General features: G+C 54.9%; 26 protein-coding genes. 9 read left to right on the top strand and 17 right to left on the bottom strand.

The features are described 5' to 3' along the window. Window positions 1-3: 3 nt before the first annotated feature. Entirely contained in the window at window positions 4-1,329 is a 1,326-nt protein-coding gene (locus ACVBAU_RS09460; RefSeq protein WP_413842014.1) for an APC family permease, read from the bottom strand. A gap of 811 nt (window positions 1,330-2,140) precedes the next feature. Between ACVBAU_RS09460 and ACVBAU_RS09455 the strand changes: the two genes are divergently transcribed. The 4 genes from ACVBAU_RS09455 (at window position 2,141) to petA (ending at window position 4,673) form a co-directional block, all read left to right on the top strand. Beyond that, window positions 2,141-2,782 (top strand): TorF family putative porin, encoded by a 642-nt coding sequence (locus ACVBAU_RS09455; protein ID WP_448325963.1) that lies wholly within the window; start codon window positions 2,141-2,143, stop codon window positions 2,780-2,782. Window positions 2,783-3,042: 260 nt separating this feature from the next. Then, window positions 3,043-3,744, top strand: a complete 702-nt coding sequence (locus tag ACVBAU_RS09450) for an IS6 family transposase (protein ID WP_448325961.1) — start codon at window positions 3,043-3,045, stop codon at window positions 3,742-3,744. 114 nt (window positions 3,745-3,858) lie between these two features. Further along, complete coding sequence (locus ACVBAU_RS09445; protein WP_448325959.1) at window positions 3,859-4,062, top strand: hypothetical protein; 204 nt, start codon at window positions 3,859-3,861, stop codon at window positions 4,060-4,062. Window positions 4,063-4,091: 29 nt separating this feature from the next. Beyond that, on the top strand, window positions 4,092-4,673 hold the full coding sequence (gene petA / locus ACVBAU_RS09440) for a ubiquinol-cytochrome c reductase iron-sulfur subunit (protein WP_448325957.1): 582 nt from the start codon (window positions 4,092-4,094) through the stop codon (window positions 4,671-4,673). A 216-nt stretch (window positions 4,674-4,889) separates the two neighbouring features. Here petA and ACVBAU_RS09435 read toward each other — a convergent pair whose 3' ends face one another. From ACVBAU_RS09435 to ACVBAU_RS09395, 9 genes are all read right to left on the bottom strand, one after another. Then, window positions 4,890-5,591 (bottom strand): IS6 family transposase, encoded by a 702-nt coding sequence (locus ACVBAU_RS09435; protein WP_448325955.1) that lies wholly within the window; start codon window positions 5,589-5,591, stop codon window positions 4,890-4,892. Between the two features lie 73 nt (window positions 5,592-5,664). Continuing rightward, entirely contained in the window at window positions 5,665-6,117 is a 453-nt protein-coding gene (locus tag ACVBAU_RS09430) for a hypothetical protein (protein WP_448325953.1), read from the bottom strand. A 355-nt stretch (window positions 6,118-6,472) separates the two neighbouring features. Beyond that, a complete protein-coding gene (locus tag ACVBAU_RS09425) occupies window positions 6,473-7,189 on the bottom strand; it encodes a copper resistance protein B (protein ID WP_448325554.1) in 717 nt (238 codons plus the stop codon). Between the two features lie 29 nt (window positions 7,190-7,218). Next, window positions 7,219-9,117 (bottom strand): copper resistance system multicopper oxidase, encoded by a 1,899-nt coding sequence (locus tag ACVBAU_RS09420; RefSeq protein WP_448325951.1) that lies wholly within the window; start codon window positions 9,115-9,117, stop codon window positions 7,219-7,221. A 165-nt stretch (window positions 9,118-9,282) separates the two neighbouring features. Continuing rightward, window positions 9,283-9,624, bottom strand: a complete 342-nt coding sequence (locus ACVBAU_RS09415; protein ID WP_448325949.1) for a hypothetical protein — start codon at window positions 9,622-9,624, stop codon at window positions 9,283-9,285. A 69-nt stretch (window positions 9,625-9,693) separates the two neighbouring features. Further along, window positions 9,694-9,897, bottom strand: coding sequence for a hypothetical protein (locus ACVBAU_RS09410; protein ID WP_448325947.1), 204 nt, complete (start codon window positions 9,895-9,897; stop codon window positions 9,694-9,696). Beyond that, window positions 9,888-10,145: a hypothetical protein gene (locus ACVBAU_RS09405; RefSeq protein WP_414718554.1), complete on the bottom strand. Its 258-nt coding sequence runs from the start codon at window positions 10,143-10,145 to the stop codon at window positions 9,888-9,890. Before ACVBAU_RS09405 ends, ACVBAU_RS09410 begins: the two co-directional genes overlap by 10 nt. A 21-nt stretch (window positions 10,146-10,166) precedes the next feature. Further along, on the bottom strand, window positions 10,167-10,700 hold the full coding sequence (locus tag ACVBAU_RS09400) for a DUF305 domain-containing protein (RefSeq protein ID WP_448325945.1): 534 nt from the start codon (window positions 10,698-10,700) through the stop codon (window positions 10,167-10,169). Window positions 10,701-10,978: 278 nt separating this feature from the next. Further along, entirely contained in the window at window positions 10,979-11,323 is a 345-nt protein-coding gene (locus tag ACVBAU_RS09395; protein WP_448325943.1) for a hypothetical protein, read from the bottom strand. Between the two features lie 92 nt (window positions 11,324-11,415). Between ACVBAU_RS09395 and ACVBAU_RS09390 the strand changes: the two genes are divergently transcribed. The 5 genes from ACVBAU_RS09390 (at window position 11,416) to ACVBAU_RS09370 (ending at window position 15,422) form a co-directional block, all read left to right on the top strand. Continuing rightward, window positions 11,416-11,874 (top strand): hypothetical protein, encoded by a 459-nt coding sequence (locus tag ACVBAU_RS09390; protein WP_448325941.1) that lies wholly within the window; start codon window positions 11,416-11,418, stop codon window positions 11,872-11,874. A gap of 46 nt (window positions 11,875-11,920) precedes the next feature. After that, complete coding sequence (locus ACVBAU_RS09385) at window positions 11,921-12,646, top strand: copper-binding protein (protein ID WP_448325939.1); 726 nt, start codon at window positions 11,921-11,923, stop codon at window positions 12,644-12,646. A gap of 88 nt (window positions 12,647-12,734) precedes the next feature. Continuing rightward, entirely contained in the window at window positions 12,735-13,268 is a 534-nt protein-coding gene (locus ACVBAU_RS09380) for a cupredoxin domain-containing protein (protein ID WP_448325937.1), read from the top strand. Window positions 13,269-13,279: 11 nt separating this feature from the next. Further along, a complete protein-coding gene (locus ACVBAU_RS09375; protein ID WP_448325935.1) occupies window positions 13,280-14,599 on the top strand; it encodes an ABC transporter ATP-binding protein in 1,320 nt (439 codons plus the stop codon). Between the two features lie 4 nt (window positions 14,600-14,603). Continuing rightward, window positions 14,604-15,422 carry an N-acetyltransferase family protein gene (locus tag ACVBAU_RS09370; protein WP_448325933.1) on the top strand — a complete coding sequence of 273 codons (819 nt, stop codon included), beginning with the start codon at window positions 14,604-14,606 and terminating at the stop codon, window positions 15,420-15,422. Here ACVBAU_RS09370 and ACVBAU_RS09365 read toward each other — a convergent pair. The 7 genes from ACVBAU_RS09365 to ACVBAU_RS09335 form a co-directional block, all read right to left on the bottom strand. Continuing rightward, window positions 15,343-15,753, bottom strand: a complete 411-nt coding sequence (locus ACVBAU_RS09365) for a hypothetical protein (protein ID WP_448325931.1) — start codon at window positions 15,751-15,753, stop codon at window positions 15,343-15,345. The two genes, ACVBAU_RS09370 and ACVBAU_RS09365, sit on opposite strands and share 80 nt — an antisense overlap. 219 nt (window positions 15,754-15,972) lie before the next feature. Beyond that, window positions 15,973-17,262 (bottom strand): hypothetical protein, encoded by a 1,290-nt coding sequence (locus ACVBAU_RS09360; RefSeq protein ID WP_448325929.1) that lies wholly within the window; start codon window positions 17,260-17,262, stop codon window positions 15,973-15,975. A gap of 137 nt (window positions 17,263-17,399) precedes the next feature. Continuing rightward, the gene (locus tag ACVBAU_RS09355) at window positions 17,400-18,212 is read right to left on the bottom strand and encodes a PRC-barrel domain-containing protein (protein WP_448325927.1); all 813 of its coding nucleotides are present in this window, start codon (window positions 18,210-18,212) and stop codon (window positions 17,400-17,402) included. Between the two features lie 442 nt (window positions 18,213-18,654). Then, on the bottom strand, window positions 18,655-19,323 hold the full coding sequence (locus ACVBAU_RS09350; RefSeq protein WP_448325925.1) for a methyltransferase family protein: 669 nt from the start codon (window positions 19,321-19,323) through the stop codon (window positions 18,655-18,657). A gap of 896 nt (window positions 19,324-20,219) precedes the next feature. Next, window positions 20,220-21,314 (bottom strand): hypothetical protein, encoded by a 1,095-nt coding sequence (locus ACVBAU_RS09345; RefSeq protein ID WP_448325923.1) that lies wholly within the window; start codon window positions 21,312-21,314, stop codon window positions 20,220-20,222. A gap of 32 nt (window positions 21,315-21,346) precedes the next feature. Beyond that, the gene (locus ACVBAU_RS09340; RefSeq protein WP_448325921.1) at window positions 21,347-22,033 is read right to left on the bottom strand and encodes a DUF6629 family protein; all 687 of its coding nucleotides are present in this window, start codon (window positions 22,031-22,033) and stop codon (window positions 21,347-21,349) included. Further along, window positions 22,012-22,629 (bottom strand): hypothetical protein, encoded by a 618-nt coding sequence (locus tag ACVBAU_RS09335; RefSeq protein ID WP_448325919.1) that lies wholly within the window; start codon window positions 22,627-22,629, stop codon window positions 22,012-22,014. The genes ACVBAU_RS09340 and ACVBAU_RS09335 overlap by 22 nt, the downstream gene beginning before the upstream one ends. Window positions 22,630-22,732: the final 103 nt, after the last annotated feature.

Below are 22,732 nucleotides of genomic sequence, written 5' to 3'. Positions count from 1 at the left end.
GTGCTAGTGTTCTTCGCTTGGTTGTGGCGCAGTCCAGCGCGACAGATATATCCGCTGGAACGCGAAGACTGCCGTGATCGCGACGGCTGCATACAGGACAATAAGAGGGTCGGACTGCAGCTTCATAGACGTGAAGGCAACAAGCACGATAGCGTCAAACACTAGCGCCAGGATGATGATCGAAGCATTTGCGTTCACCTCTTTGCGCATAAACCGCAGAACCCCCCAATGCACGATCATGTCCATCACCAGATAAAAGAAAGCGCCCAATGACGCGATCCTTGTCAGATCGAAAAAGACCGCGAGGATGGAGGCGATAACGACCGTGTAGACCAGCGTGTGACTGCGGATCGGCCCCGACATGCCAAAATGCCGATGCGGGATCATTTTCATATCTGTAAGCATGGCCAACATCCGCGAGACCGCGAAGACGCTGGCAAGAACCCCCGAGGCTGTCGCTACAGCTGCCAGCACGACAGTGAAGTAGAAGCCCGCGTTACCAAGTGCGGGTGCTGCGGCCTCAGCAAGAGAATAGTCCTTGGCGGCAACGATCTGGTCTATCGTCAGGCTAGATCCAACCGCAAAGGCCACAATCAAATAGACAACAACACAGATCGCGATGGAGATCATGATCGTGCGGCCAACATTGCGGTGCGGATCAGTGATCTCTCCGCCGCTGTTGGTGATCGTGGTGAAGCCCTTGAACGCCAGAATGGCAAGTGCCACGGACGCAATGAATCCGGTGATATCAAACCCGGGAGATGCCTCGCTTGCTGCTGCGAACTGAAATCCACTGGCCCAAAGTGCTGCAATACCAAAAAGTGCGATGCCGCCAATTTTCACCACCGCCATGATAAGCGACAACAGCCCAACCGAGCGACTGCCTGCGATATTGACGAGAAAGGCAAACAGGATAACCCCAACAGCGAGTATGGGCACCAGCGGGCCGCCGGTAATGTCGAACGGACGCAGCACATAGGTAGCGAAAGTCCGCGCAACGAGGCTTTCGGAAATCACCATCGACAGCGCCATTAGAAGCGCCGCAGCCGCGGCAATTGCGCCCGGTCCGTACGCTTTTTGCAGGATCATCGCGATGCCACCCGAAGATGGAAACGCGTTCGACATTTTGACATAACTATAGGCGCTGAAACTGGTGACAATTGCACCGGCAACAAACGATAACGGAAAGAGTGGCCCAGCCAGTTGCGCGATCTGACCCGTAAGTGCGAAGATTCCGGCACCGATCATCACTCCGGTGCCCATCGCCACGCCGCCGCTCAGGCTGATAGAGCCTTTGTTCTCGGTGTCGTCACTGTGTTGGTGATCCATCTATAATGCTTTCATTTTCAATGCGTTTCAGGTGTGTAACAGACCTTAACACCCATCGGTCCAGTCCCATGATTTCGGGTGTAAGGGCCTTGAAGGCAGGTGGTCCGCGTCAAGCCTCTCACGTGGCTATCATATAGATAAGTGACTTTGAGGTGAAGGTTTGGCTCAAGATGTGGCACAGGAATATGGTAAGCGTCCGGTCTGAATTACGCTCTCTGCCGCCGAAAACCCATATGGAAGCAAAGCCATTTGGATGCCTCCCTATCGAAAAGTAACCCGCTAATCAGTCTCTATCGACGAGCAAGAGTGAGAAACTTCGACGCGTCCGGCGGAGACATGAGCGGCAGATGCATCACGACACACTTCTGCCGCTCGCCTTCGGTTTTGGAAACGTAACTATCACCAATCGTTCTCAGTTCTACTTACTACAACAGCAGCCGCCTGATTTGGCGACAGGTGCTTTTTGGGCTGATGGCTGAGATATAGGCTGAACCTCAGAATCTGTGCTGGTTTTATGTCCACCGCAGCATCCGCCGTTTTTGGTAGTTTCAACTTGGGCTTTATCGGTTTGGGTCGTTGTGCGGTCCATATGGGCCTCCTGATACTAAGGGTACATATATCAGACGCCATCACCGCCACTTCGTTACAGTGGAATAATCGTTGCCCGTTTTTATCGCGTAAATTTTGGGCAACAGCCCGTCACGGTGTTCAAAATTGAAGCAGGTATTACAAAAATGCGGGCACCCTGCTTCCGGCGGGCGGATTTGCGTCGTTACAGTGCAGCAGGAAAATCTTTCAGTAAGGAGAAATGATGCGTTATATTTTTGCGACCTCCGCCGTCGTCATCGGTCTGGGCTTACCCGGCGTGACAATGGCTCAGGAGTTAAGTTTGTCCGCAGGTGCAACCCTCACCAGCCGATATGTTTTCAACGGCATTGAACAGACTACTGGCGCGGCGTTGCAGCCTTGGGCGGAGGCCGAGTACGAAGGTTTTTATGCAGGCGTCTGGGCGTCAAACACTGCCAGATCAATTGTTGGCAGTTCTGTTGAGGTGGACCTTTATCTGGGCTATCGCAATGAAGTCGGCAAGTTCAGCTACGATCTGGGATATACCCGATACTATTATCGCAACCCGAGCAATGACTGCTGCGGAGAGGTCATCCTGTCATTGGGGTACTCCGTACTGGATCCGCTGGATGTCGGCATTCGGTTTGCGCATGACCCCGTTGCGGATTACGTTAATTCAAGCGTCTCGATCGACTACGCATTCGATGACAAATTTGGTGCTTCAGCCAACTACGGCACGATCAGCAATGGGGGACACGACTACTGGAGTGTCGGTGGCAGCTATGCGATCTCCGATAACTTCGGCATTGACGCGTCATGGCATGACACCAGTGTCAGTGACGGATTGTTGATTGTATCGCTGACCACCGAGTTCAGCCTGCGCTAAGTTTTTCAAGACGGACAAAGCGCCGTATCCGGCTTTTGCTGGACGGGTCGCTTTGCGTTGCGCTGTCAAAATTTGATGATCCATGTCGGTTATGCATGAATCACATTGAAGGTTTGCGATCAACTGGGCAACAGCCCCGCAAATGCCCCCATAGACAGGGTAATCAGGGCAGTAACCGTCACCACTACAACAAGCAGGGGTGTTGTCACGTTAACGGGCCTGAGGTTGCTGGTTCACCGATCTGGGCGTCGGCGGTGTCGATGCAGACACAGAAGATCAGCTACAAACGCCACCGATTTCCGCCACAGATCATCGCGCATGTTGTCTGGCTCTACGTCCGGTTCAACTTGAGCCTGCGCGAGGTCGAGGAGCTGATGCTGGAACGTGGCGTGGACATTTCGTATGAGACGATCCGGCGCTGGAGCGTCAAGTTCGGCCCCCTGATCGCCCACGTTCTACGGCGACGGCAGCCGCGCCCCGGCGATGTCTGGCATCTGGACGAAGTCGTTGTGAAGATCGCGGGCCGGTCATACTGGCTCTGGCGCGCGGTCGACCAACACGGCGTTGTTCTTGAGGAAATTCTCCAATCGAGGCGAGACAAGCGCGCCGCAAAGCGGCTTTTGGTCAAGCTGATGAAGCGTTGGGGCTTCGTGCCGAAAAGGATCATTACGGACAAACTGCGCTCCTATGGTGCCGCAAAGCGCGAGGTCGCGCCTGGCCTTGATCATTGGTCACACAAGGGACTCAATAACCGCGCAGAAAACAGCCATTTGCCTTTCCGAAAACGAGAGCGGGTGATGCAGGGTTTCCGATCACCGGGTGGATTGCAACGGCTTGTCTCTATGCAGTCCGCAACTCGTAATTCCTTCTCCGTACCAGCCCGCCGTCGTTCCGCTCTTACTATCCGCTACCATCGGCTCGAAGCGTTCGAGGTTTGGAAGGCAGCGGCCAATGTTGCCTGATCTGCGACCGGCTTGCCAACTTGCCAACTCGGCGAGTTAACGTGACAACACCTGGCTGGGCAGCCCGTTGTTCAAGTTGGATCAAAGGCGACCAATGACGAGAAGCGAAACATCGTGTTGGGAGCCCTTGCGCAGGTGCCAGGGTTGAACCCAGTCCATCTTAGTGTGATTGTCGCAGACAATCGCATCGACGTCTGGGGCATTGTCAATTCCAACGATGAGGAAACTGCTGCCAAAGTCGCGTTGGAAGCGATTGACGGTCTGGGCCAAGTATCGGTGCAATTGGGTCGGATCCCAAACTATGCTTGGGGTATCTAGGAAAGTGACTGATCCGATGATCTGGAAGTATGGAGCATGACATGACGGAGCAAAATTCTACTGCTGAGGCCACGCTACCTGATGCGGAAAAAAATCCGGCAGCTGCACGACGCGACTTTCTCTACTACGCAACCGCTGGCACAGCAACTGTCGCAACCGGTGCTGCCATATGGCCTTTGATCAATTCGATGAACCCAAGCGCGGATGTCACAGCGCTGTCATCAATTCGGGTTGATATAGAAGGCGTGCAGGTTGGCTCTCGCATCACTTTAAAGTGGCGCGGAAAACCTGTCTTCATTGACCGACGAACCCAAGAAGAGATCGCGCTTGCGAAAGCTGACGACGCGGCAGACCTCACTGACCCTGCGCTTGATGCGGATCGTGCAGAGCGGCCGGAATGGTTGATCGTTATCGGAGTTTGTACCCATCTAGGATGCATTCCGCTTGGCCAAGACGCCGGTGACCCACGTGGGGATTGGAAAGGCTGGTTCTGCCCTTGTCACGGTTCACATTATGATACCGCAGGACGCATTCGCAAAGGTCCTGCCCCGCGGAACCTTGATCTCCCACCATATACTTTCCTCACGGATACACTTCTAAGTATTGGTTAGCGCGCGCTGCCAGCAAACATTGTTCTGAATTTTCAATTTCTAATGATTTGGGGCCCATGAACTGCGTGGGCCTTCATGACAGCAGCGGCCCGATTTGATCCAGATACGTCGTTGCAAACTATACGAACTCACAGGTTCGATCATAGTCGTCGAACGCCGCGAAGGGTGTTGTCACGTTAACTCGCCGAGTTGGCAAGTTGGCAAGACGGTCGCAGATCAGGCAACATTGGCCGCTGCCTTCCAAACCTCGAACGCTTCGAGCCGATGGTAGCGGATAGTAAGAGCGGAACGACGGCGGGCTGGTACGGAGAAGGAATTACGAGTTGCGGACTGCATAGAGACAAACCGTTGCAATCCACCCGGTGATCGGAAACCCTGCATCACCCGCTCTCGTTTTCGGAAAGGCAAATGGCTGTTTTCTGCGCGGTTATTGAGTCCCTTGTGTGACCAATGATCAAGGCCAGGCGCGACCTCGCGCTTTGCGGCACCATAGGAGCGCAGTTTGTCCGTAATGATCCTTTTCGGCACGAAGCCCCAACGCTTCATCAGCTTGACCAAAAGCCGCTTTGCGGCGCGCTTGTCTCGCCTCGATTGGAGAATTTCCTCAAGAACAACGCCGTGTTGGTCGACCGCGCGCCAGAGCCAGTATGACCGGCCCGCGATCTTCACAACGACTTCGTCCAGATGCCAGACATCGCCGGGGCGCGGCTGCCGTCGCCGTAGAACGTGGGCGATCAGGGGGCCGAACTTGACGCTCCAGCGCCGGATCGTCTCATACGAAATGTCCACGCCACGTTCCAGCATCAGCTCCTCGACCTCGCGCAGGCTCAAGTTGAACCGGACGTAGAGCCAGACAACATGCGCGATGATCTGTGGCGGAAATCGGTGGCGTTTGTAGCTGATCTTCTGTGTCTGCATCGACACCGCCGACGCCCAGATCGGTGAACCAGCAACCTCAGGCCCGTTAACGTGACAACACCGGCGCTGTCGCTTATTTTCTTGTGCTGCCCATACCGAAGGCAGCTTCGGACACAGTCGCGTCCAAATTCTGATCGCAGATAGTCATGAACTGTTCCATTGCGACTTCGTCCATCGGTGCGTCATGCAAGTTGGAAGCCGGCTCGTTACCGCCTGTCGCTTCCACGGCTTTCGGCTCGCCGTCTGAAACGGAACCCTCAGCGGTAGTGCTGTCTGTCGCTTCGTCACCTGTTGAGTGGCCAATAGAGTCTTCGGTCGCTTTTGGCTCTCCCTCGCTTGGCATGTTCCCCTCGTTAGAGTGAAGTTCGCCCATGGCCATCATCATCACTTTCATCTGGTCATCCGCGCCCAGTCCTTTGTATTCGGAACAAGTCATAGAGGTGCTCATGTGAGCTGCGGCAAACGCGGGCGCAGAGATTGCACCCATCAGGCCAGCCATTGCGAGTACGCTGAGTGTCGTTTTCATTTGTCGTCTCCAAACTCTACGTTTCAATTAAGGGAACAACGATCCAATGCCGGACTTGGTTCCGGATCATTCTCTTCACGTTTCTGTGAAACTTGGCGCTATCTCCTATAATCAACAGATGTTTCGGCGCGGAGGGCGCTGGGGCGCTGCTGCCGTCGCCGTAGAACGTGGGTTCAAGACCGAGACATGCCGCCCATTTCTATGGGGCCATACGAATCCCACCCCGACATCATCGGGATGGGGTCGTCAGGCCGCGCTGTTTTCATCTTAGCGCATGACAGAATTCAAGCCTGTTTAGAAATTGACCCCGTCCCGCAAACAATTACCTGCGGGACGGTGCCTTACTCATCAAGCGTTAGAAAAACAGACGCGTACCGACCACGAGGGACAGGTTGTCACTTTGCCCCCCGCCAGCCTCGATCAGGTCAGCCGTGCCGCCAAAAGACTTCTCGTAATTCACCCCGACGTAAGGCGAAATGGCGCGACCTACGAGGTCATAACTTAGCCGTGCGCCGATTTCGATCGTCGCACCACCAGCCGCTTGGCCCGCTTCGATGTCGTCCTTAAACGGCATGTTGACTTCGAGGCTTGGCGTCAGGATCAACCGATTGGTTAGCAGAGCCTCGTATTCAGCCTCAAACCGGCCGAACGGGTACTCGGAGAGATAGAGATCCGCGTCAATTTCGAACCACTGCGGGGCGAGCCCTTTGACACCGACCACCAGATTGTACCGGTTCGGGCCCTCGGTCGGGGTGCTGGCATGCGCACCGACCACAGCATCAAAGAATGTTGAAATCGGCATTTGCAGACGCAGCTGGTTTTCGAGCGTTTCGAAGTCGTTTGACGATGTCTCCATCTCCGCTTCGCTTCTGAATACCAGCCGCAGTTCGTCGTTGCCGACCATGGCGTCGAAATCCCAAACCAGAACATCTTCGTCATTTTCGCCTAAACGATATTCAAGCTGCTCGACTTGGACGCCATAGATCAGCGGTGGCACACCAGGCTCTGCAAAGACAGCGCCGGCAGTAAAGGTTGCCAGAGCCACTGCTCCGGACGTGATAAGGTTTTTCATCTGAGTACCTTTTAGATTTGTATGGGAGCTCATGTCGGACCACCGACAACGACGACTTTGCGGAACATGCCCGCTTCGGCGTGGTAGGACAGGTGGCAGTGGAAGGCCCACTGACCCGAGGCATCAACTTCGGTTTCGGTATAGACCGTGGTGCCGGGATTGATGTTGACGGTATGCTTGATGGGGTTCCACTTGCCCTTGCCGGTATCAAGCAAGGACCACATGCCGTGCAGGTGCATCGGGTGCGCCATCATCGTCTCGTTCACGAACTTAAAGCGTACACGCTCGCCATAGTTCAGTACGATCGGGTCGGCATCCTGCATTTTAACGCCGTTGATCGACCAGATATAACGCTCCATGTTACCGGTCAAACGCAGTTCAATGGTGCGCGTCGCCTTGCGATCCCGGAACAGTGGTTGGCTTGCTTTCAGGTCGTCATAAGACAGAAACTTGCCGCCGTTCGCTGCATGAGGCGTCAGCCCGCTCCCTTTCGCATAGAACTCGGTTTTGCCGTTCATGTCGTTCATGCCTGCCATGGATTTCTTGGACATTTTCATGCCGCCCATATCCATGTTCTTCATGTTGTGCCCCGCGTGAGCACCGGCCTTCTTTTTGGGCATCTTCATGCCGCCCATATCCATGTTCTTCATGTTGTGCCCCGCGTGAGCATCGGCCTCCTTATTGGGCATCTTCATATCGCCCATATCCATGTTTCCCATGTCATGCCCTGCGTGTGGATCGGCATCAGTTTTCGGCATTTCCATTCCGGCCATGTCGTTCATGCCGGTATCGGTAAGGTTCATTTTCATACCGCCCATGTCCATGTTCCCCATGCTCATGCCATCCATGTCCATGCCCATACCACCCATCATGCCTGACATATCAGCCATGGTAAGAAGCGGTTGCGGGCGCAAATGAGGGACACCGCCGACAAGTCCGGCCTGCGGTGTAAGGGTGCCCCGCACCAGTCCCGTACGGCCCATCGATTCAGCGATCACCGAATAGGGCATGTTCTTACGCGGCTCGACGATCACGTCGTAGGTCTCTGCGACAGCGATGCGCAGCTCGTCAACGACGACAGGTTTCACGTTGTTGCCGTCCGCTTGCACGACAGTCATCTTCAGGCCCGGTACCCGCACATCGAAGTACGTCATTGCTGACGAGTTGATGAGCCGCAGGCGCACTTTCTCGCCTGCTTTGAACAGGCCGGTCCAGTTTTGTTTGGTGCTCTGCCCGTTAATCAGGGCGGTAAAGCCTTGGATGTCCTCAACGTCAGTCGGGGTCATCCGCATTTTGCCCCACATCTTGCGGTCTTTGAGGGTCGCTTTCAGCCCGTCTGCCCGAGCGTCGTTAACAAGATCATCGAGCGTGCGTTGGGAGCGGTTATAATAGTCGGCCGAGCGTTTCACGTTTCGGAAGATCTTGTTGCCGCTGTGGGGGTGCTTATCGGTCAACTGCACGACATAGTCGCGATCGGCATGAACAGGATCGTGGCCTTTTGGCTCGATCACGATCGCTCCATAGGCACCATCAGGCTCTTGAAAGCCGGAGTGGCTGTGGAACCAATATGTGCCCGCCTGCTTGATCGGGAAGTTGTAGGTGAAGGTCGTGCCCGGCTTGATGCCGTTAAAGCTGATACCGGGCACACCGTCTTGGCGGAACGGCAGGATCAGTCCGTGCCAGTGGATCGACGTCGACTCGCGCAGGTTGTTTTTGACGTTCAGGGTGACGTTTTCACCCTCTTTGAAGCGCAGAACGGTCGGAATTTGGCTATTATTATAGCCGACGCCCTTTTTCTTGAAGTCACCGGTGTCGATGCGGATGTTGTCGACACTGATGTCATAGGTTCCGGCAGTGGCGCTGAACCCGCCCAGAGTGGTTACCGCCAACCCCAGAAGGGCCGCGCGGAACATGGCAATGGAATTCATTTCCATTCCTTTCAAAAATATACAGATGAGAGCGACGCGCGAGCACGCGGCGCATTGTTTGCTTGCTTATGTGAAAAGACGCGAGAGACGGTCTATGCATTATATCGAGACGACAAATCTAAAGGAACCCCTCCCCAGCGGGCGGCGTGACATTAGGCTCTGGCGTTATTGTGGCGCGCGTGGCGGCGGGATCTCGATCGTAGCGAAAATCCTGTAGGATTTGGCCTGCAGCGCCGGGTGGCTGATATCAATCCGGATCGGCGAGGGTTGCGACAGACTGTAGGTCTCACAAGAGGCAATCAGGCAGTGTCCTGCCATTCCATCGCAACCATCCCAGCCATCGCTCATATTGCTTGGCGAGCCGCACATTGAGATCGCGTGAACGTTAGCCGTTTCACTGGCCGCTAAGCCAGCGTGCGCATCACCTGCTCCATGCGTCAACAACGACGACAACGTAATTGTCAACGCCAGCAGAAAAGCCAGAAAAGCGTTACCCGCATGAATCATAATATCCAGTTTGGCAAGTCAATATTGCCCAGAGGGAGTAGCATAGTCAGTTAAACTTTGAAAGAGCATTCACCCTTCGCAGCTTGAACGAGGCAAGCTGCTGTGAATTGCCGTCGCGGCCGCCGCCACTTCTCCGCCAATACAGGCGCATTTCAATTCGCGTTTTTCGATATAGACAGCCATAATGACACTGATCGCGCCGATTGTTCCGATAAAGATGCCGACGGGGGAGACAAGCCAGACGAGCGCGCTGCCAGTTCCAATTAACGCCATCCCCCGATCAACAAAATCGGTGTGGTTTCGACGCCGTGAGCCGCCTTAAAGGCATCCACCTCATCACGGGTGGTCAAAAGAATGTCGTCGAAACTCAACCTCTTGCGTTCCAGTAGAGATTTGGATTTCAGTCCGTAAGGGCAAAGGTGCCCAGGCATGGCCATCCGGTATAACGAGGCGACTTTTCCATCGCCCACGCTCTTTGTTTTCGCCACATCAGAACCATCAATATTTTCAGCTACCGACATGGCGGCTCCTCCTTTTGGGAGTTATTCGGATGGAATCGTGCGCGACGTGCCCGCAGATGCGTCACCATTCGCTTCAATATCCGCGATATAGCTCTTCATTTCTGCAATTTCGCTAAGCTGAGCTTCGATGATTGCATTAGCGAGTCCTTGCACTCGTGGGTCGGAGAAGTTTGCACGCTCACTCACCAGAATTGCGATAGAGTGGTGCGGGATCATAGCTTTCATCCACGCAACATCACCGACCGTCGCCTGAGTGCGTACAAGTGCGACGCCCGCGACAAACGCCAAGGCCGCACCAACAAAGATCGCGATATTTGTGGATCTGTTAGTATACATCCCCAGCATGAAGACCAGCATGATAATTGCCATCATGCCGCCCATATACAGCGCCATCCACATCCGTGTTTGCGAAAAGAAAACGTGGTCAATGGCATATGTGTTTAAATACATGAGACCGTACATGACCACAGTCGACGTTGCGATCATTGCAAAGAAGCGTCCGTAACCGCCGCCTGTCGTTGATGAGCTATCCTGATGTGTCGAATGTGAAACCATTGGTATGTCATCCTTATATTGATTGGCATGCTGCGCTTCAGCACATCCTAGTGGAAGGTTTGAGATACCCATATAGCAGACAAGTGACTGTGCCTTGCTTTGGTTCCATTAAATGTTCAGAAATGTCGCACGCTTGGCGGTTATGTCGCAAACTTCTGAATAGCATAAGGTGATCTGAGCCTGACGCTAAAGGATTGACAACCGATCACACATCTTTCATAATCCACTTATGTATCGAAGCCGCTCCATTTCTGGATTGCTCAAGGCCCTCGCGTGCCTTATCTTTGCGTTGTCGTTGGTGTTGGTGTTTTCACAACCGTCTGCATCCCATGCGGCTTCCGGCACGCACGGCGATCACCATTATTCGACTTCTCAGTCTGGCCATGAAGTGCGCCAAGAATCGCATAACCCGACATGCTCACATGCGCAGCATGACAAAAGCGGTTCGATGTTGGCGTCGGCTGATGAAGATGATGCGGCAGGTCAGTGTTGTAGCGGGATCTGTTTTTCCGTTTTTCTGGATGAAACTGGCGGCCATTTTGTCGAGCAATCGACAGGTGACAAATACCTGCCTCTTCGTGCGCAGACAAACTCGATTGAGCCTTCTGGTTTTCTTCGGCCACCCCAGCTCCTGATCTGATTCAAGGCCCTTAGCGGGTCTTCGTTTTGTGCGCTGATGTGCGTGAATCCGAAGTTCATCAGTTAGGTACCAATCATGAAAATCCACGTTTTTACCGGGGCTTCGGCCAATGCCTTCGACATCGATCCCGGCACTTATGTGCCACGGATCATGACGATGACGGGTTTCAACCTCTGGACCTTCATCGGCGTGCATGAGAAACCGCGCACGCAAAAAATCCGTCAGTTCCAGCCGGAATACATGCCCAGGGACACCAACGGCATGGGAGATTTGGCTAAGATGGAAATGCCGCTGCCCGACAACTCCATCCCGATGATTACGGGGTGGGGACCCTACGGGCCCATCGAAATGGGCGGCATGTTTTCGGTCGTGAAGGTGCGGGACGGCATCGACGCGGACGATTACGAAGACCCCGGTTGGTACGAAAACCAGCCGGGCGAGCAGGCCTACGAATGGACGGGTGAATTGCCCGAGTTCGTCTCCAACAACAGCCCCAAGACCCTACTGCCTCCAAAACCAGCTTCTAAGGGCTGACCGGCCCTTCGACTTCAACTCACCAACCAACCTACAGGACAACGAAATGAAAAATCTTCTACTGACGACAACCCTGACCATGGCCCTCTCCGTTCCCGCGTTTGCCGCAGGCACCCACAGCGGCGGCCATGACGAGACCCACGCGGACGAGCATGCCGAAATGATGATCGGCATGCCCGGTGATCTGGCGAAAGTGGATCGGACCATCGACGTGACAATGCGCGAGACAGACGACGGCGAAATGGTGTTCGAACCCAATTCGCTTGAAATCGCGAAGGGTGAAACCATCCGCTTCAATGTCATGAACAAGGGCGAGATCGAGCATGAGTTCGTCATCGACACGGTCGAAGGCAATGCCGAGCACAAGGAAATGATGGCCGCGATGGACATGGAGCATGACGACCCAAATTCTGTCCGTCTAACCGAAGGTGGTAGCGGTGAGGTGATCTGGACGTTCGCAAACGAAGGCACGTTCGAGTTCGCCTGCCTGATCCCCGGTCACTACGAATCCGGCATGCACGGCCCGATTACTGTGGGCGAGAAGATGGTGCAGGCGGATGTGGAATACAGCACGGGCTCCATCAAGAAAATCGATGCCAAGGCAGGCAAAGTGACCATTTCCCATGGCCCATTGGTCAACCTCGACATGCCTGCGATGACCATGGTGTTCCGCGCGGACGAAGTGCTGATTGCCAAGATGGCGGAAGGCCAGGACATCGAGTTCGTCGCTGACCGGGTCAAAGGCAAGCTGACCGTCACTACAATCAAATAACCTTTTCCGTGAAGGCCGCGGCAACCGCCGTGGCCTTCACGATCCTATGCGTGAATTTGACCAGATATTCGGTGGGGCGGAGCAGACCATGAAAAAATTTTTAAGAACATGCACCCTCGGCCTTGCGCTAACATTGTCCGGTTGGGCCGCTGAGGCGAACTCCGGGAAAAGCCCACACCCCCATACAGGGGCACATGATTTACCTGACCATGATCCTATTGGGAAACCGGGAAATGGAGCCGAAATCACCAGAACTATCGCTATCAACATCAAGGAAACGGCCAGCGGCTACATGCTTTTCGAGCCGGATGCGATTTCTATCGAGAACGGATCTGTTGTGCGCTTTGTCATAAGAAACCCCGGCGCGCTGGATCACGAATTTTTCCTCGGTTCTTTCAACGAGATCGAGAAGCACCAAATCTGGATGCGAAACCATCCCGACATGAAGCATCAGGACGCGAATGCCGTCGCAATCCCGAGCGGTGAGACCGCCGAACTGGTCTGGAAGTTTTCGTCCAAGACCAATCTGGAATTTGCCTGCCTGATCCCCGGTCACCGCGACGCTGGGATGTGGGGCGTGATCATCGTACATGATCATCTGGCGCCAAAATCGAAGAGCTGAGGATCTAGCAAGTGTCTCTTTTGGACGCATATCATGTGTTTGTGCACAACGTCTCCGCGGCTTTCGGCTACGACTACAATGAAACGACACCGGATTGGGTGCATCCATTCTTGCACCTGATCCTGGTCATCGCGCCCGCGTTGCTGACGGGCGTTGCGGCCTATCTGCTCATCAATGGTCTGCTCAGGTTCTGGCGGCGCACGAAACTGGCCGAGCCCCGGCTGGAACCCATTCGCGGGCTGGACCCCGGCCTGTTCAGTTCGGTGTTGCGCTATTCGAAGAACCAGCAGGCGCTGATGATCGTCCTGAGCCTGATCGCCATGCCGATCCTCTATATGACACTGGAGTTGCCCAAGCAGATCGTGAACAACGCCCTGGATTCTGATCGCTTCCCGCTGGATTTTTTCGGGTTCGAGTTTGATCAGGTCGCATTCCTGATGATCCTGTGCGGCCTCTATCTGCTGGCGATCATCCTGAATGGTCTGAACAAGTATGCACTCAACGTATTCAAAGGCTACGTTGCGGAGCGGTTCCTGCGTCGCTTCCGACTGCTGGTTTACCGGCAATGGCGCAATGATCCAAAAGCCCGGAATCAGAGTGAGATCGTGCCAATTCTCGCCCAAGAGGTCGAACCCGTTGGCGGGTTCGCGGCCGATGTCCTCACCCAGCCGATCCTGCAAGGCGGGACCCTCGCAACTATCCTGCTCTTCATGTTTGTTCAGGACCCGGTACTGGGGGCTGCGGCGCTGACCGTCTTGCCCATTCAGCTTGTCTTGCTTCCCAATCTCCAGCGCCGCGTCAACTTGCTGTCACGGACCAGAATACAGGAAGTGCGGCAATTGGGTCGACAACTCAGCGACCAGTTGCGTGACGGCCCGGATGGGCTGTCCCGTCACATGCCGACGAGCGCCAGCTTCCGGGCATTGGAGCAGGTGAGAAGGCGGATATTCCGGCTCAAGTTCTTCATCAAGGCACTGAACAACTTCCTGACAGCCCTGACCCCGTTCCTGTTCTACTCGCTTGGCGGCTACTTCGTCATCGAGGGGCGCATCAGTCTCGGGGCGCTCGTCGCGGTCCTTGCTGCACACAAGGACTTTTCAGCGCCTTTGAAAGAGCTGTTTAGCTATTATCAGACGCTGGAAGATACTCGGATCAGGTATCAGGAAATCACCACCTTTTTCACCAAACCCTTGCAACGATCGGGACGAGAACCGGTGGACAGCAGGCCGCCCGAGAAGGTCAGCAAAGCCGAGCGCGCCAAGGCGAGAAAGACCGGCTTTGAATTTGCCGATACATTTGGCCAGCACGGCATCATGAAAGATGGAATCTAATAGAATGAAACGGGCAGCGATATTTCTTGCTCTGATCGCCGTGGCAGCGGCAGGATGGTACGTCACGCAGCCGACCGTTCAGGAAACGAACGTCCCCGCGGACGGAAACATGGCCCTGCCCGCAGGCGCGCTCGCCGCTGCCGAACTGCCCGCCAGTTTCACGGAGCAGGAGCACCTAGAGATGAACTTCCCACCCTTCTCAGCAGCCCTGAAAAACGGCACTCTTGTACTGATCAGGGAGGTAACACAAGACGACCGTCATCTTCTGGAGGTTGGTTTCGAGCATTTGTCGGCGCGCGCAAAATATTTCCGCTTTCTGGGCGCGCATAAAAATCTCTCGAAAAAGGAATTGGACGAGTTCACTGCGACCAACGAACCGGATCATGTCGCTATCGGCGCCTTGTTGATCGGCACTGCTGAACTTCAACCGATCGGGATTGCCCGTTACATTCGGCTGCCCAGTCAGAAGCATGTTGCTGAGATCGCGATCACCATAGTGGACTGTCATCAAAGGCAGGGGCTGGGCAGTCTTCTGCTCGAAGTTCTAGCCAAGTTCGCGCAGCGCCACGGCATTGCCGAATTCAACGCGCTGGTGCACAGCCAAAACACCGCAATGCTGGGAATGTTAAGCCATTTCGAGGGCGCCAAAACGTCGCATGGTGGAGCAGAAATAGATGTCAGATTTCCAGTTCCTCTGGATTCCGGTCAACCCGCCGCACCATCATGGCAGAAAAACTTGAAATTCAATGGCCCGAACCAACCTGAATCAGTGTGGGAAGATGACGGCGGTGCGATACTGAAACTGTTTGCTGAGCAACAGTGACAACCGGATTATGCTGAACAACCCCGCGCAGCGGTTTCCGGAACTGAGTTTGCAGGCGTATCGGACCGGGACCAGAACTCATTTTCAGCTTGGCCATCACCAGTTCCAGTAGATCGTAGATCGCCCCGCTTTCAACCGCAAGCGTTCCGTCAATGAAGGCTTCACCCGACGCTAGTTCTGGGTTACGCAGCAGCTTCCAGACTGTGGCCGATTTGGCAATGCGCACGGCGACCAGCGGCGGGCCTTCGCCAAGGACATGCCTCCGTCCGCTGGGCAATTGCACATCGAGCCAACCGGTGCGGATGATCTTTCTCACAAAAAGGCACAGCAAAATCTCCCCGCCGGGCACAAGGGGCAAGATGCGTCGGATCGGACGGGCAGCTCGAACCACGGCGTTTCGGAATTGATGCTCATAACGTCATCCTGCTCAAGCCGTCGGGTGGAGCCTCCCACGCTGAGCAGTTTGGGCGTCCTGATCATTTAGACGTGTGCGCTTGCTGCGGATTACAGTACCGTGCTCAGGTTCGCCGCAATTCGGCAGCAAGAGCGTTCAAAGGACCAGAACCGGCGAAAATCCACCACCAGTGGTTCTGAAATTTGTGGTCTGTCCCTGATAAATTCTGGCTGCGACCAACAAAGGCCGAGCGTCATAGGTATAAAGCCGCAGATCTACCTTGCGCGGTGTAGGCACGCCGTCGATCTCGATCATCCTCTGGCTAGGAGTCGCCAGCGCCTGCGCAACATAATCTTCACGCATGATGTTGGCCCAGACCGATTTAGTTAGCTTGTCGCCGCGATAGACCGCTTTGCCGCCATGCCCCGAGACGGGCTTGAAGAACAACTGCCGTCTGGTCTGCCAAAGATCGTCAGCGTTGTCCGGAGTAACCATCCGGGTCTGAGGGTTGGAGTGCAACCGGGCAGCGAGCGCGGGACCTACATCAAGTGCCGCCAATGCCGCAGGGTCTGACAATACCGTCAGGTTGCGCTTATGCGCCAGCAAAGCGTGATTGTGCGGATTTGGCGTGACCACCACAGCACCCGTTTGATAGGCGTCCTGCAATACGGCGTGACGCGTTTCAGACAGGGTGAAATCCACCAGACGATTATAGACCAGATCAATCAGTAGATCGCCAAAGAAAAGCCCATCGTCGCGGGAGGTGAGATCCTTCGGATCACAGATCACCGCGTTAATATTGTGCCGCGCCAGCATCTGCTGGGCCAGCACTAACTCGGGATAAAGGTATTGATCCTGTGGTGCATCATCAACTATTGCGATGCGGCGCAGCGGCGCTGCCCCACGCTGTCGCTGCCATTCTGCGCGGAACATCGCAATTACTGCATCTTCGAACCTTGCGACCAGGCTCTCGTCCGCGACCTGCACCCGGCCAATACAGCACAACGTCTGCGCCTGCGCCAACAGCGCGTTCAGAAACGCACCACCGGCGTTGGTGTTCACTTCGATTAATTTCGGGCTGTCGCCGGATAGATGAAAGTCATAACCCATCAGCGCGCCTTGCGGCCCATGATCAGGATGCGCAATGTCCGGGGCCCAACTCAGAACCGCCGCCTTATAGGCTGGAATCCGTGCCACCTGTTCGATAGCCGCGACGATATCCTGCATAGCGAGAAGAGCCGAAGAAGTCAGAAATACCGGCACATTGGAGAACAGATGCGGTTGATTGACCGTGATCCGTTCTCGAAATCCATGCTGGCCTGAAGCCGTGTCCAGCTCCCGCGTCAGTTCGCTCTGGTCGAGTGTGATGCAGAAACAGGTCTGGTTCAGATGCTCCGGAGCATACATCAAATTGCTGGGAGTTACAGGTTTTATGACGTCGGGCATCTGTTGTCCTTTGGGATAGAGGCACGGGATGTCGCGGTTGGCGAGCGGCCAGTCCGGCCAAGTTGCTAGGTTACCTCATGGCATCTTGGGCGCTGTTTAGGTGTGTGATCCCACGGCTTGAAGTCAAGATTTTTCAGTTATGTGTTATCGATTACGCTGCCCCAGTATTGATCGAGGCTGTCACGCCAAGCCTCACCCGCGCTTTCCTCGAAGTTCCGCCGCTCCACCTTAGGTGCTGCCGCAAAGGCTTCTGGCGTCGCATCGAGCACGAAAATCTCGTGATCCTCTGTTGCGCGCAGATCGGACCAACGCACCGCCACTAACTCTTCGCCTATTCCAAGAAAGCCCCCGCTTGAGACCAACACGTAGGCAATCGATTGCCGTTGCGGGTCGAGTACGACGTCCACAATTTTCCCCAGCGCCTCATCATCAGGGGTGCGCAGATCGGCTCCCGTGACCAAATTCGCGCGCATCAGCCTATCCATCTCTGTGACTGGAACCGCGTTCGCGAGATGGGCGCGTCGCCACGCTGTCCGGATCGCCGGGTTGTCGGCCGCGGTACCAACACGCTTGCCATGCTGTTCGTAAATTTGACGCATGGAGGCAAGCTCGGTCTGGCAGGCCTCCTCGTTGTCCTGAAACGCATACACTTGGGCGGCGTTTCGCAACGCCTGAATCTGCGCACGCGACGTGCCGATCACGCCATAGCCATAATATCCCGCACCGTAGCTAGCGTTTCCCGCGCTGTAGCCACCCGGCGCCAAGACACCAAAGCCGACGTCAGACAGTTCGCGCTCGAACGCCCGAAGGTCGCTCTGACACTGCTCGGCCCCTTGTCCATCGGAAGCTGACACATCGGGCAATGTCTCCACATCATCCGCGCGAACAGCCAAGGGGGTGTTCGTCAACGCAACAATGATCGTCGAAGCAAGTAAACTAGTTAGTCGCATGAGAAGGTCCTTTCTTTCAACACAGTCTGACCAGTAAACGGTCTATGTCGTCACAGTCCTGAGACCGACACACCAGATGCGCCGCAGGATGTTCTTATAGACGCCCGGCAGGCCAAATAGTTACACTTCGTGCAACCACGGAGGGTTCATTCGTTGATCGCTCTGGTCAGCAGCGTGTCCTGTTTGATGATGAATCTCCGTATCGGATATTCTTTTCGATACCTTGCCAATTTTTTGGTTCCCAGTCGTGACGGGCTATCAAGAAATCCTCAGAGCGTCATTTTGATGGATTACCCAGTCTAAAGGCTAAAAGACTAAACCCATCTGCTCGGCCAAGGCGGAGTGAACTTGCAGTGGTGAATGACGGCGGGAGCGGAATGTGAGGTTGATCCGTTTGTGCGCTAACAAAAACCTTCTGAAACGGAGACACGATAGATCATGTTCACGCTGTATCATCATCAATTCTGTCTCGTGAAGCAGCGGCGAGTTGATGCCAACGGCCCCAACGAGGGACAAACATTGGCACCCGCCGCTGATAGGTGCGATATTCTTTGCCAAAATGTTTGAGTACCTGCTGTTCCTCACGCCAAGCCAGCCATGTGTAGACAAGCACGATTACTGGGAAAAGCCCAACCGAGAAAAGCGTTGGCCAATGCACAATGCCTTCTCCGAACAAAGCGATAAACAGCCCTGTATACTGCGGATGCCGCACGTACGCATACAAGCCGTCAGTCACCAGACGGTTTTCGCTTCGCGCCCTGTGGACTTGACGCCACCCCTGAACAAAGAGACCAATTCCAACGAAGGCGATCGCATATCCAATTAACATTGAAATTAGCATGCCAGTTTCGCCGAGCCCCACTAAGGTCGACCAAAGGCTGGCACTGACATATTCGCTGTCCAGACCGAAAAAACGAACCAACAGATAGATTGTCAGTGGAAAGCCATACATTTCGGCATAGAGAGCAATGATAAAGGCCTGAACCACCCCGGCACCAACCCATTCCCGCCAGTTTTTAGGGGCAAAGTAGCGATAGAAGAACCAAGACGCCAAGACGATAACGATCAATGTGATGCCCCAGGCTCCGGCATGGTTAAACGACTCATTCATGGTTGGATCCTTGGGATATTGGTCAGATAATAGGGTTTCTGAAAAAAAATCGCGCACGAGATGGCTCCGAGGGAATGCGCGACCGCTGTAATGGATTTTTTACGATGCAAGGGAACAAGTAGGGTCGAGCGATCATCTGCCAGGTCCGACCCATGCAACTCACAGCCAATGTTTGGGGAGTGCAAAACAGAGCAGCTTTCAGGGACAATTGTCATCTGCGCAGATGTTTCAGCAGGACTGCAATAGCTAAGCCGCCGAATTCCATACCATATCCATACATAATTCAGACCTTTCTGGTTTATGGTGGCCATACCACCAGGGAGATAAGCGGATTACAGTCATCGCCCGTCATGTCATGAGCCATTTCCCATCGAGATTTGGCATCTATAGGGTTTAGACGCTCGGGGCGGCGCGACATTACAAGGGTCGGTTCAGGCTGAGCGCAGAATACCACTCTATGTCACTATTCGTTAATGCTGCTATCCGAACAGAGCGCGCTGAACAGCAGTTCAGCGCCCAAAAAAGTAATCCATCTCGTTCTCCTCGAATTGCGACCCATCATCTTGGTCAGCCCGGTTAACAGTGCTCTGTCCAATTGTGCTCAAGCAATGAGATTCGGGCTTTCCTGAGCAAATTAGTTCGAGGAATGTCGTCTACAAGATGTAAGTGGCCAGTCCTGCCAGCAGGCAGAAGTAGGAAAAAAATGACCTTGCAATTATGCAATATCCACTAATACGACCGCAACCAAAGTTATCGCAAAATGGCGCACAAATCAGCAAAGCGATAGTAAGGTTGGCATGATGAGTAGGTCGTGAACAGCATTGATCAGTCATCGCGACAATTGGATAGGCTTAGGCGATAGCATCTCCGATGAGAGGGGACTTTCAGGCACAACATTACCACGAAATTGTCGAGCCTGGAACGTCCCTGGAAATGCGCGAGATAGCGGCATCTGCAGACACCAAGTAGTCGGAGTGAGTTATCCCACTAAGCGACGCGGTTAAGGCCATTTCAGTCGTCAGAGCAGTCATTGCCGCCGTCACTTCAGACTGATCGGATGTAACGACCTGGACCGACCCGGTTTCCCGCCCCGCATCGTCAAAACCCTCCAGCGACATCCGGGTGCGGACGGGTCCTATCGTCGGTAGTGCGGACATCCATTTGGCACAGCGCCGGGCATTGCGTGAGATCGCGCGCGCGAGGAAGCTGTTCACGATCAGGCGCACGAAACCGGTTCCCATTGATGGGGCAAAGGCCGAAAAAGTACGCACGGTTTTCATGTCAAGCTCTCGCGCGATATCAAGCTGATCGGATAACCCGTAGCCAATTGCCGGGACGCTCCGACCTCCGGGGGTAAAGCAAAATCGCCGCGACAGTTGCCCGGGTTTCATCTGCTGCAGGCGGCCTTCTATCATGGTGGAGTAGCTCTGGGACAGGTTTCGCAAGAACCACGCAGTAGCAGCCTGCCCATAATGCCGCCCGAGACCCATTTCGAGGCAAAGGTCGATCCTTGATGTTTGCGGGAACTGATCTTTGATCTGTCGTGCCAGAATATTAGTCAGCCCAGGAGAGGTACCAACACTGAGCACTACCAGCCCTTTGGAATTGACCTTTTCATTTCCGCGCACTCCGTCCGCTATTCTATCGGCGATCTTGCCCAGATAGATCGCCTCGGCCGAAGTCTCGATAAAAATGCCCCCGGCCTTGGCAATAGCCGCTGGCAGGTCGGGTGGGCAGGTTTCAACGAAGTTGATGACAGCGGCGGCCCGGCTGATCTGTTCTTGGGCGGTGGGAGACGAGATATCAAGGCCGACGCCGCGCACGTTGCCTCCCAGCGAAGCTGCTGCTGAGGCCGCTTTTGCCGCGTCGCGCCCGGCGAGAACGACACCAAAACCTGGAAGCTTTGCGAGGTGAAAGGCGGTGCGCAGTCCAACATCGCCATAGCCTCCGATCAGCCAAATCTCAGGTTGAGCTATTCGGGGATCACTCACGCGCATCGTCTCTCGTCATTTGGATTTCTCGATCAAGCAAAGAGCTCCGGGCATTCGCGGGCACATTTATTGGTCAGGATGATGTAGACTAGATGTAGTGTCGCCAACCCCGCCAGAAGGCAGAAGAACGAGATGTAAGCATATCGAAGAAACACGAAATCGACCACTACGACCGCCACTAACGTCAGCGCAAAGTGACGTATATGCCGGTAGCGCGACAGCGCCGGGGGAAGGATGATCAATGCGCCGTAGATCGTGTTGGTCAGCCAGCATGGCATCATGAAGTCGAGCCACATCGACTTTTCATAGGCCAGAGACTGATTGTTGATCTCCACCACCACCATTGAGCTGTTTAGTCCGTGCGGGATATAGAGCAGCAACCCGAAGGCTAGCCCGACCAACGCGAAGATCAGGAACAGGCGCTTGCGTGGGCTATCATTGGGCTCCAGCACATAGACCGAGAACGGGATCCAGATCGGCCACATGAACCAAGTGAAAAAGATGAACCCCATCGCCCCCCAGAGCACTGTAAACGGGTCATTGCCGGTCATGCCCAGCCAGACATTGCCTTCCATGAACTGTTGCAAACCGGCAAAGAGTGGCATCAGCGCAATCGGGAGATAGCGCATGTTGCGGCGCCATGCCGTGACTGAAATCGCCGCACCGCCGCCTACCAGAAAGACGCTGGCCGCAAAGCTTACTTGGGCTGAGAGACACATGTCGACACTCCCAAATTCGCGTTCGCTTTTGCTTTCCAGCACATATCGCATCGCGGGTCGCCCCGCGACAGTGTTTGGGTCCTGGCATGGTGTCCGCGTTCACCGTCACCGGCGATGATATCAGCTCCTGGCCAGTCGTATTGACACCAGCTTGCAAAGAACGCCTCCAGATCACCACGGTCGCCGCGCGCCGCAACCAAGGCCCGTACGAAGCTCTGCGGCGGGCAGTGGGTGAAGTTGGTAATGATATCGTCGCCGTCCAGATACGTCTCGACCCCATAACCCGGCGCACCCGGCGCGCTGAAGGGAAAGCGTAGCAAGGACTTGATCGTCCATTGCAACCGGCGCGCCGGATCGCGGGTGACGAGGCGAAACGGCAATGACGAAAGCGCAATCATTCGTGCATAGACCACCCAGCCCGTATCGGCGACCAATTGCCGGGCCGTTGGGGGGGCGACACCGGCGTCCAGCAAAACCCGATAGGCGGCGCTGGTGAACACCGCCAGTTCAACCATCAGCCGATTGCCAAAACGGGGAAGTTCCACTTGATTGGCAATTTTGCGCTGTGACGCGGCCTCTGCAGCAAGATCCCGCATAAAGCGGATCAGATCAGCCCTATGCCAACGAAGTTTTCGACCATCCGTATAGTCAATCTCGCGCGATAACAGGACACCGCTGGCGGCACCTTTTAGGAGCCGA

This window comes from Sulfitobacter sp. M13 (assembly GCF_053474885.1).
The sequence above is the reverse complement of the archived record's forward strand: the minus strand, read 5'-3'. Positions and strand labels throughout refer to the sequence as shown.

Excerpts from the sequence above, each read along its gene's own strand:
- ACVBAU_RS09380 (WP_448325937.1), top strand. The coding sequence starts at position 12,735 with ATGAAAAAATTTTTAAGAACATGCACCCTCGGCCTTGCGCTAACATTG.
- ACVBAU_RS09370 (WP_448325933.1), top strand. The coding sequence starts at position 14,604 with ATGAAACGGGCAGCGATATTTCTTGCTCTGATCGCCGTGGCAGCGGCA.
- ACVBAU_RS09405 (WP_414718554.1), bottom strand. The coding sequence starts at position 10,145 with ATGTCGGTAGCTGAAAATATTGATGGTTCTGATGTGGCGAAAACAAAG.
- ACVBAU_RS09435 (WP_448325955.1), bottom strand. The coding sequence starts at position 5,591 with ATGCAGACACAGAAGATCAGCTACAAACGCCACCGATTTCCGCCACAG.
- ACVBAU_RS09385 (WP_448325939.1), top strand. The coding sequence starts at position 11,921 with ATGAAAAATCTTCTACTGACGACAACCCTGACCATGGCCCTCTCCGTT.
- ACVBAU_RS09460 (WP_413842014.1), bottom strand. The coding sequence starts at position 1,329 with ATGGATCACCAACACAGTGACGACACCGAGAACAAAGGCTCTATCAGC.
- ACVBAU_RS09335 (WP_448325919.1), bottom strand. The coding sequence starts at position 22,629 with ATGCGGGATCTTGCTGCAGAGGCCGCGTCACAGCGCAAAATTGCCAAT.
- ACVBAU_RS09360 (WP_448325929.1), bottom strand. The coding sequence starts at position 17,262 with ATGCCCGACGTCATAAAACCTGTAACTCCCAGCAATTTGATGTATGCT.
- ACVBAU_RS09430 (WP_448325953.1), bottom strand. The coding sequence starts at position 6,117 with ATGAAAACGACACTCAGCGTACTCGCAATGGCTGGCCTGATGGGTGCA.
- ACVBAU_RS09350 (WP_448325925.1), bottom strand. The coding sequence starts at position 19,323 with ATGAATGAGTCGTTTAACCATGCCGGAGCCTGGGGCATCACATTGATC.
- ACVBAU_RS09400 (WP_448325945.1), bottom strand. The coding sequence starts at position 10,700 with ATGGTTTCACATTCGACACATCAGGATAGCTCATCAACGACAGGCGGC.
- petA (WP_448325957.1), top strand. The coding sequence starts at position 4,092 with ATGGAGCATGACATGACGGAGCAAAATTCTACTGCTGAGGCCACGCTA.
- ACVBAU_RS09455 (WP_448325963.1), top strand. The coding sequence starts at position 2,141 with ATGCGTTATATTTTTGCGACCTCCGCCGTCGTCATCGGTCTGGGCTTA.
- ACVBAU_RS09450 (WP_448325961.1), top strand. The coding sequence starts at position 3,043 with ATGCAGACACAGAAGATCAGCTACAAACGCCACCGATTTCCGCCACAG.
- ACVBAU_RS09410 (WP_448325947.1), bottom strand. The coding sequence starts at position 9,897 with ATGGCGTTAATTGGAACTGGCAGCGCGCTCGTCTGGCTTGTCTCCCCC.
- ACVBAU_RS09420 (WP_448325951.1), bottom strand. The coding sequence starts at position 9,117 with ATGAATTCCATTGCCATGTTCCGCGCGGCCCTTCTGGGGTTGGCGGTA.
- ACVBAU_RS09415 (WP_448325949.1), bottom strand. The coding sequence starts at position 9,624 with ATGATTCATGCGGGTAACGCTTTTCTGGCTTTTCTGCTGGCGTTGACA.
- ACVBAU_RS09390 (WP_448325941.1), top strand. The coding sequence starts at position 11,416 with ATGAAAATCCACGTTTTTACCGGGGCTTCGGCCAATGCCTTCGACATC.
- ACVBAU_RS09425 (WP_448325554.1), bottom strand. The coding sequence starts at position 7,189 with ATGAAAAACCTTATCACGTCCGGAGCAGTGGCTCTGGCAACCTTTACT.
- ACVBAU_RS09340 (WP_448325921.1), bottom strand. The coding sequence starts at position 22,033 with ATGTGTCTCTCAGCCCAAGTAAGCTTTGCGGCCAGCGTCTTTCTGGTA.
- ACVBAU_RS09355 (WP_448325927.1), bottom strand. The coding sequence starts at position 18,212 with ATGCGACTAACTAGTTTACTTGCTTCGACGATCATTGTTGCGTTGACG.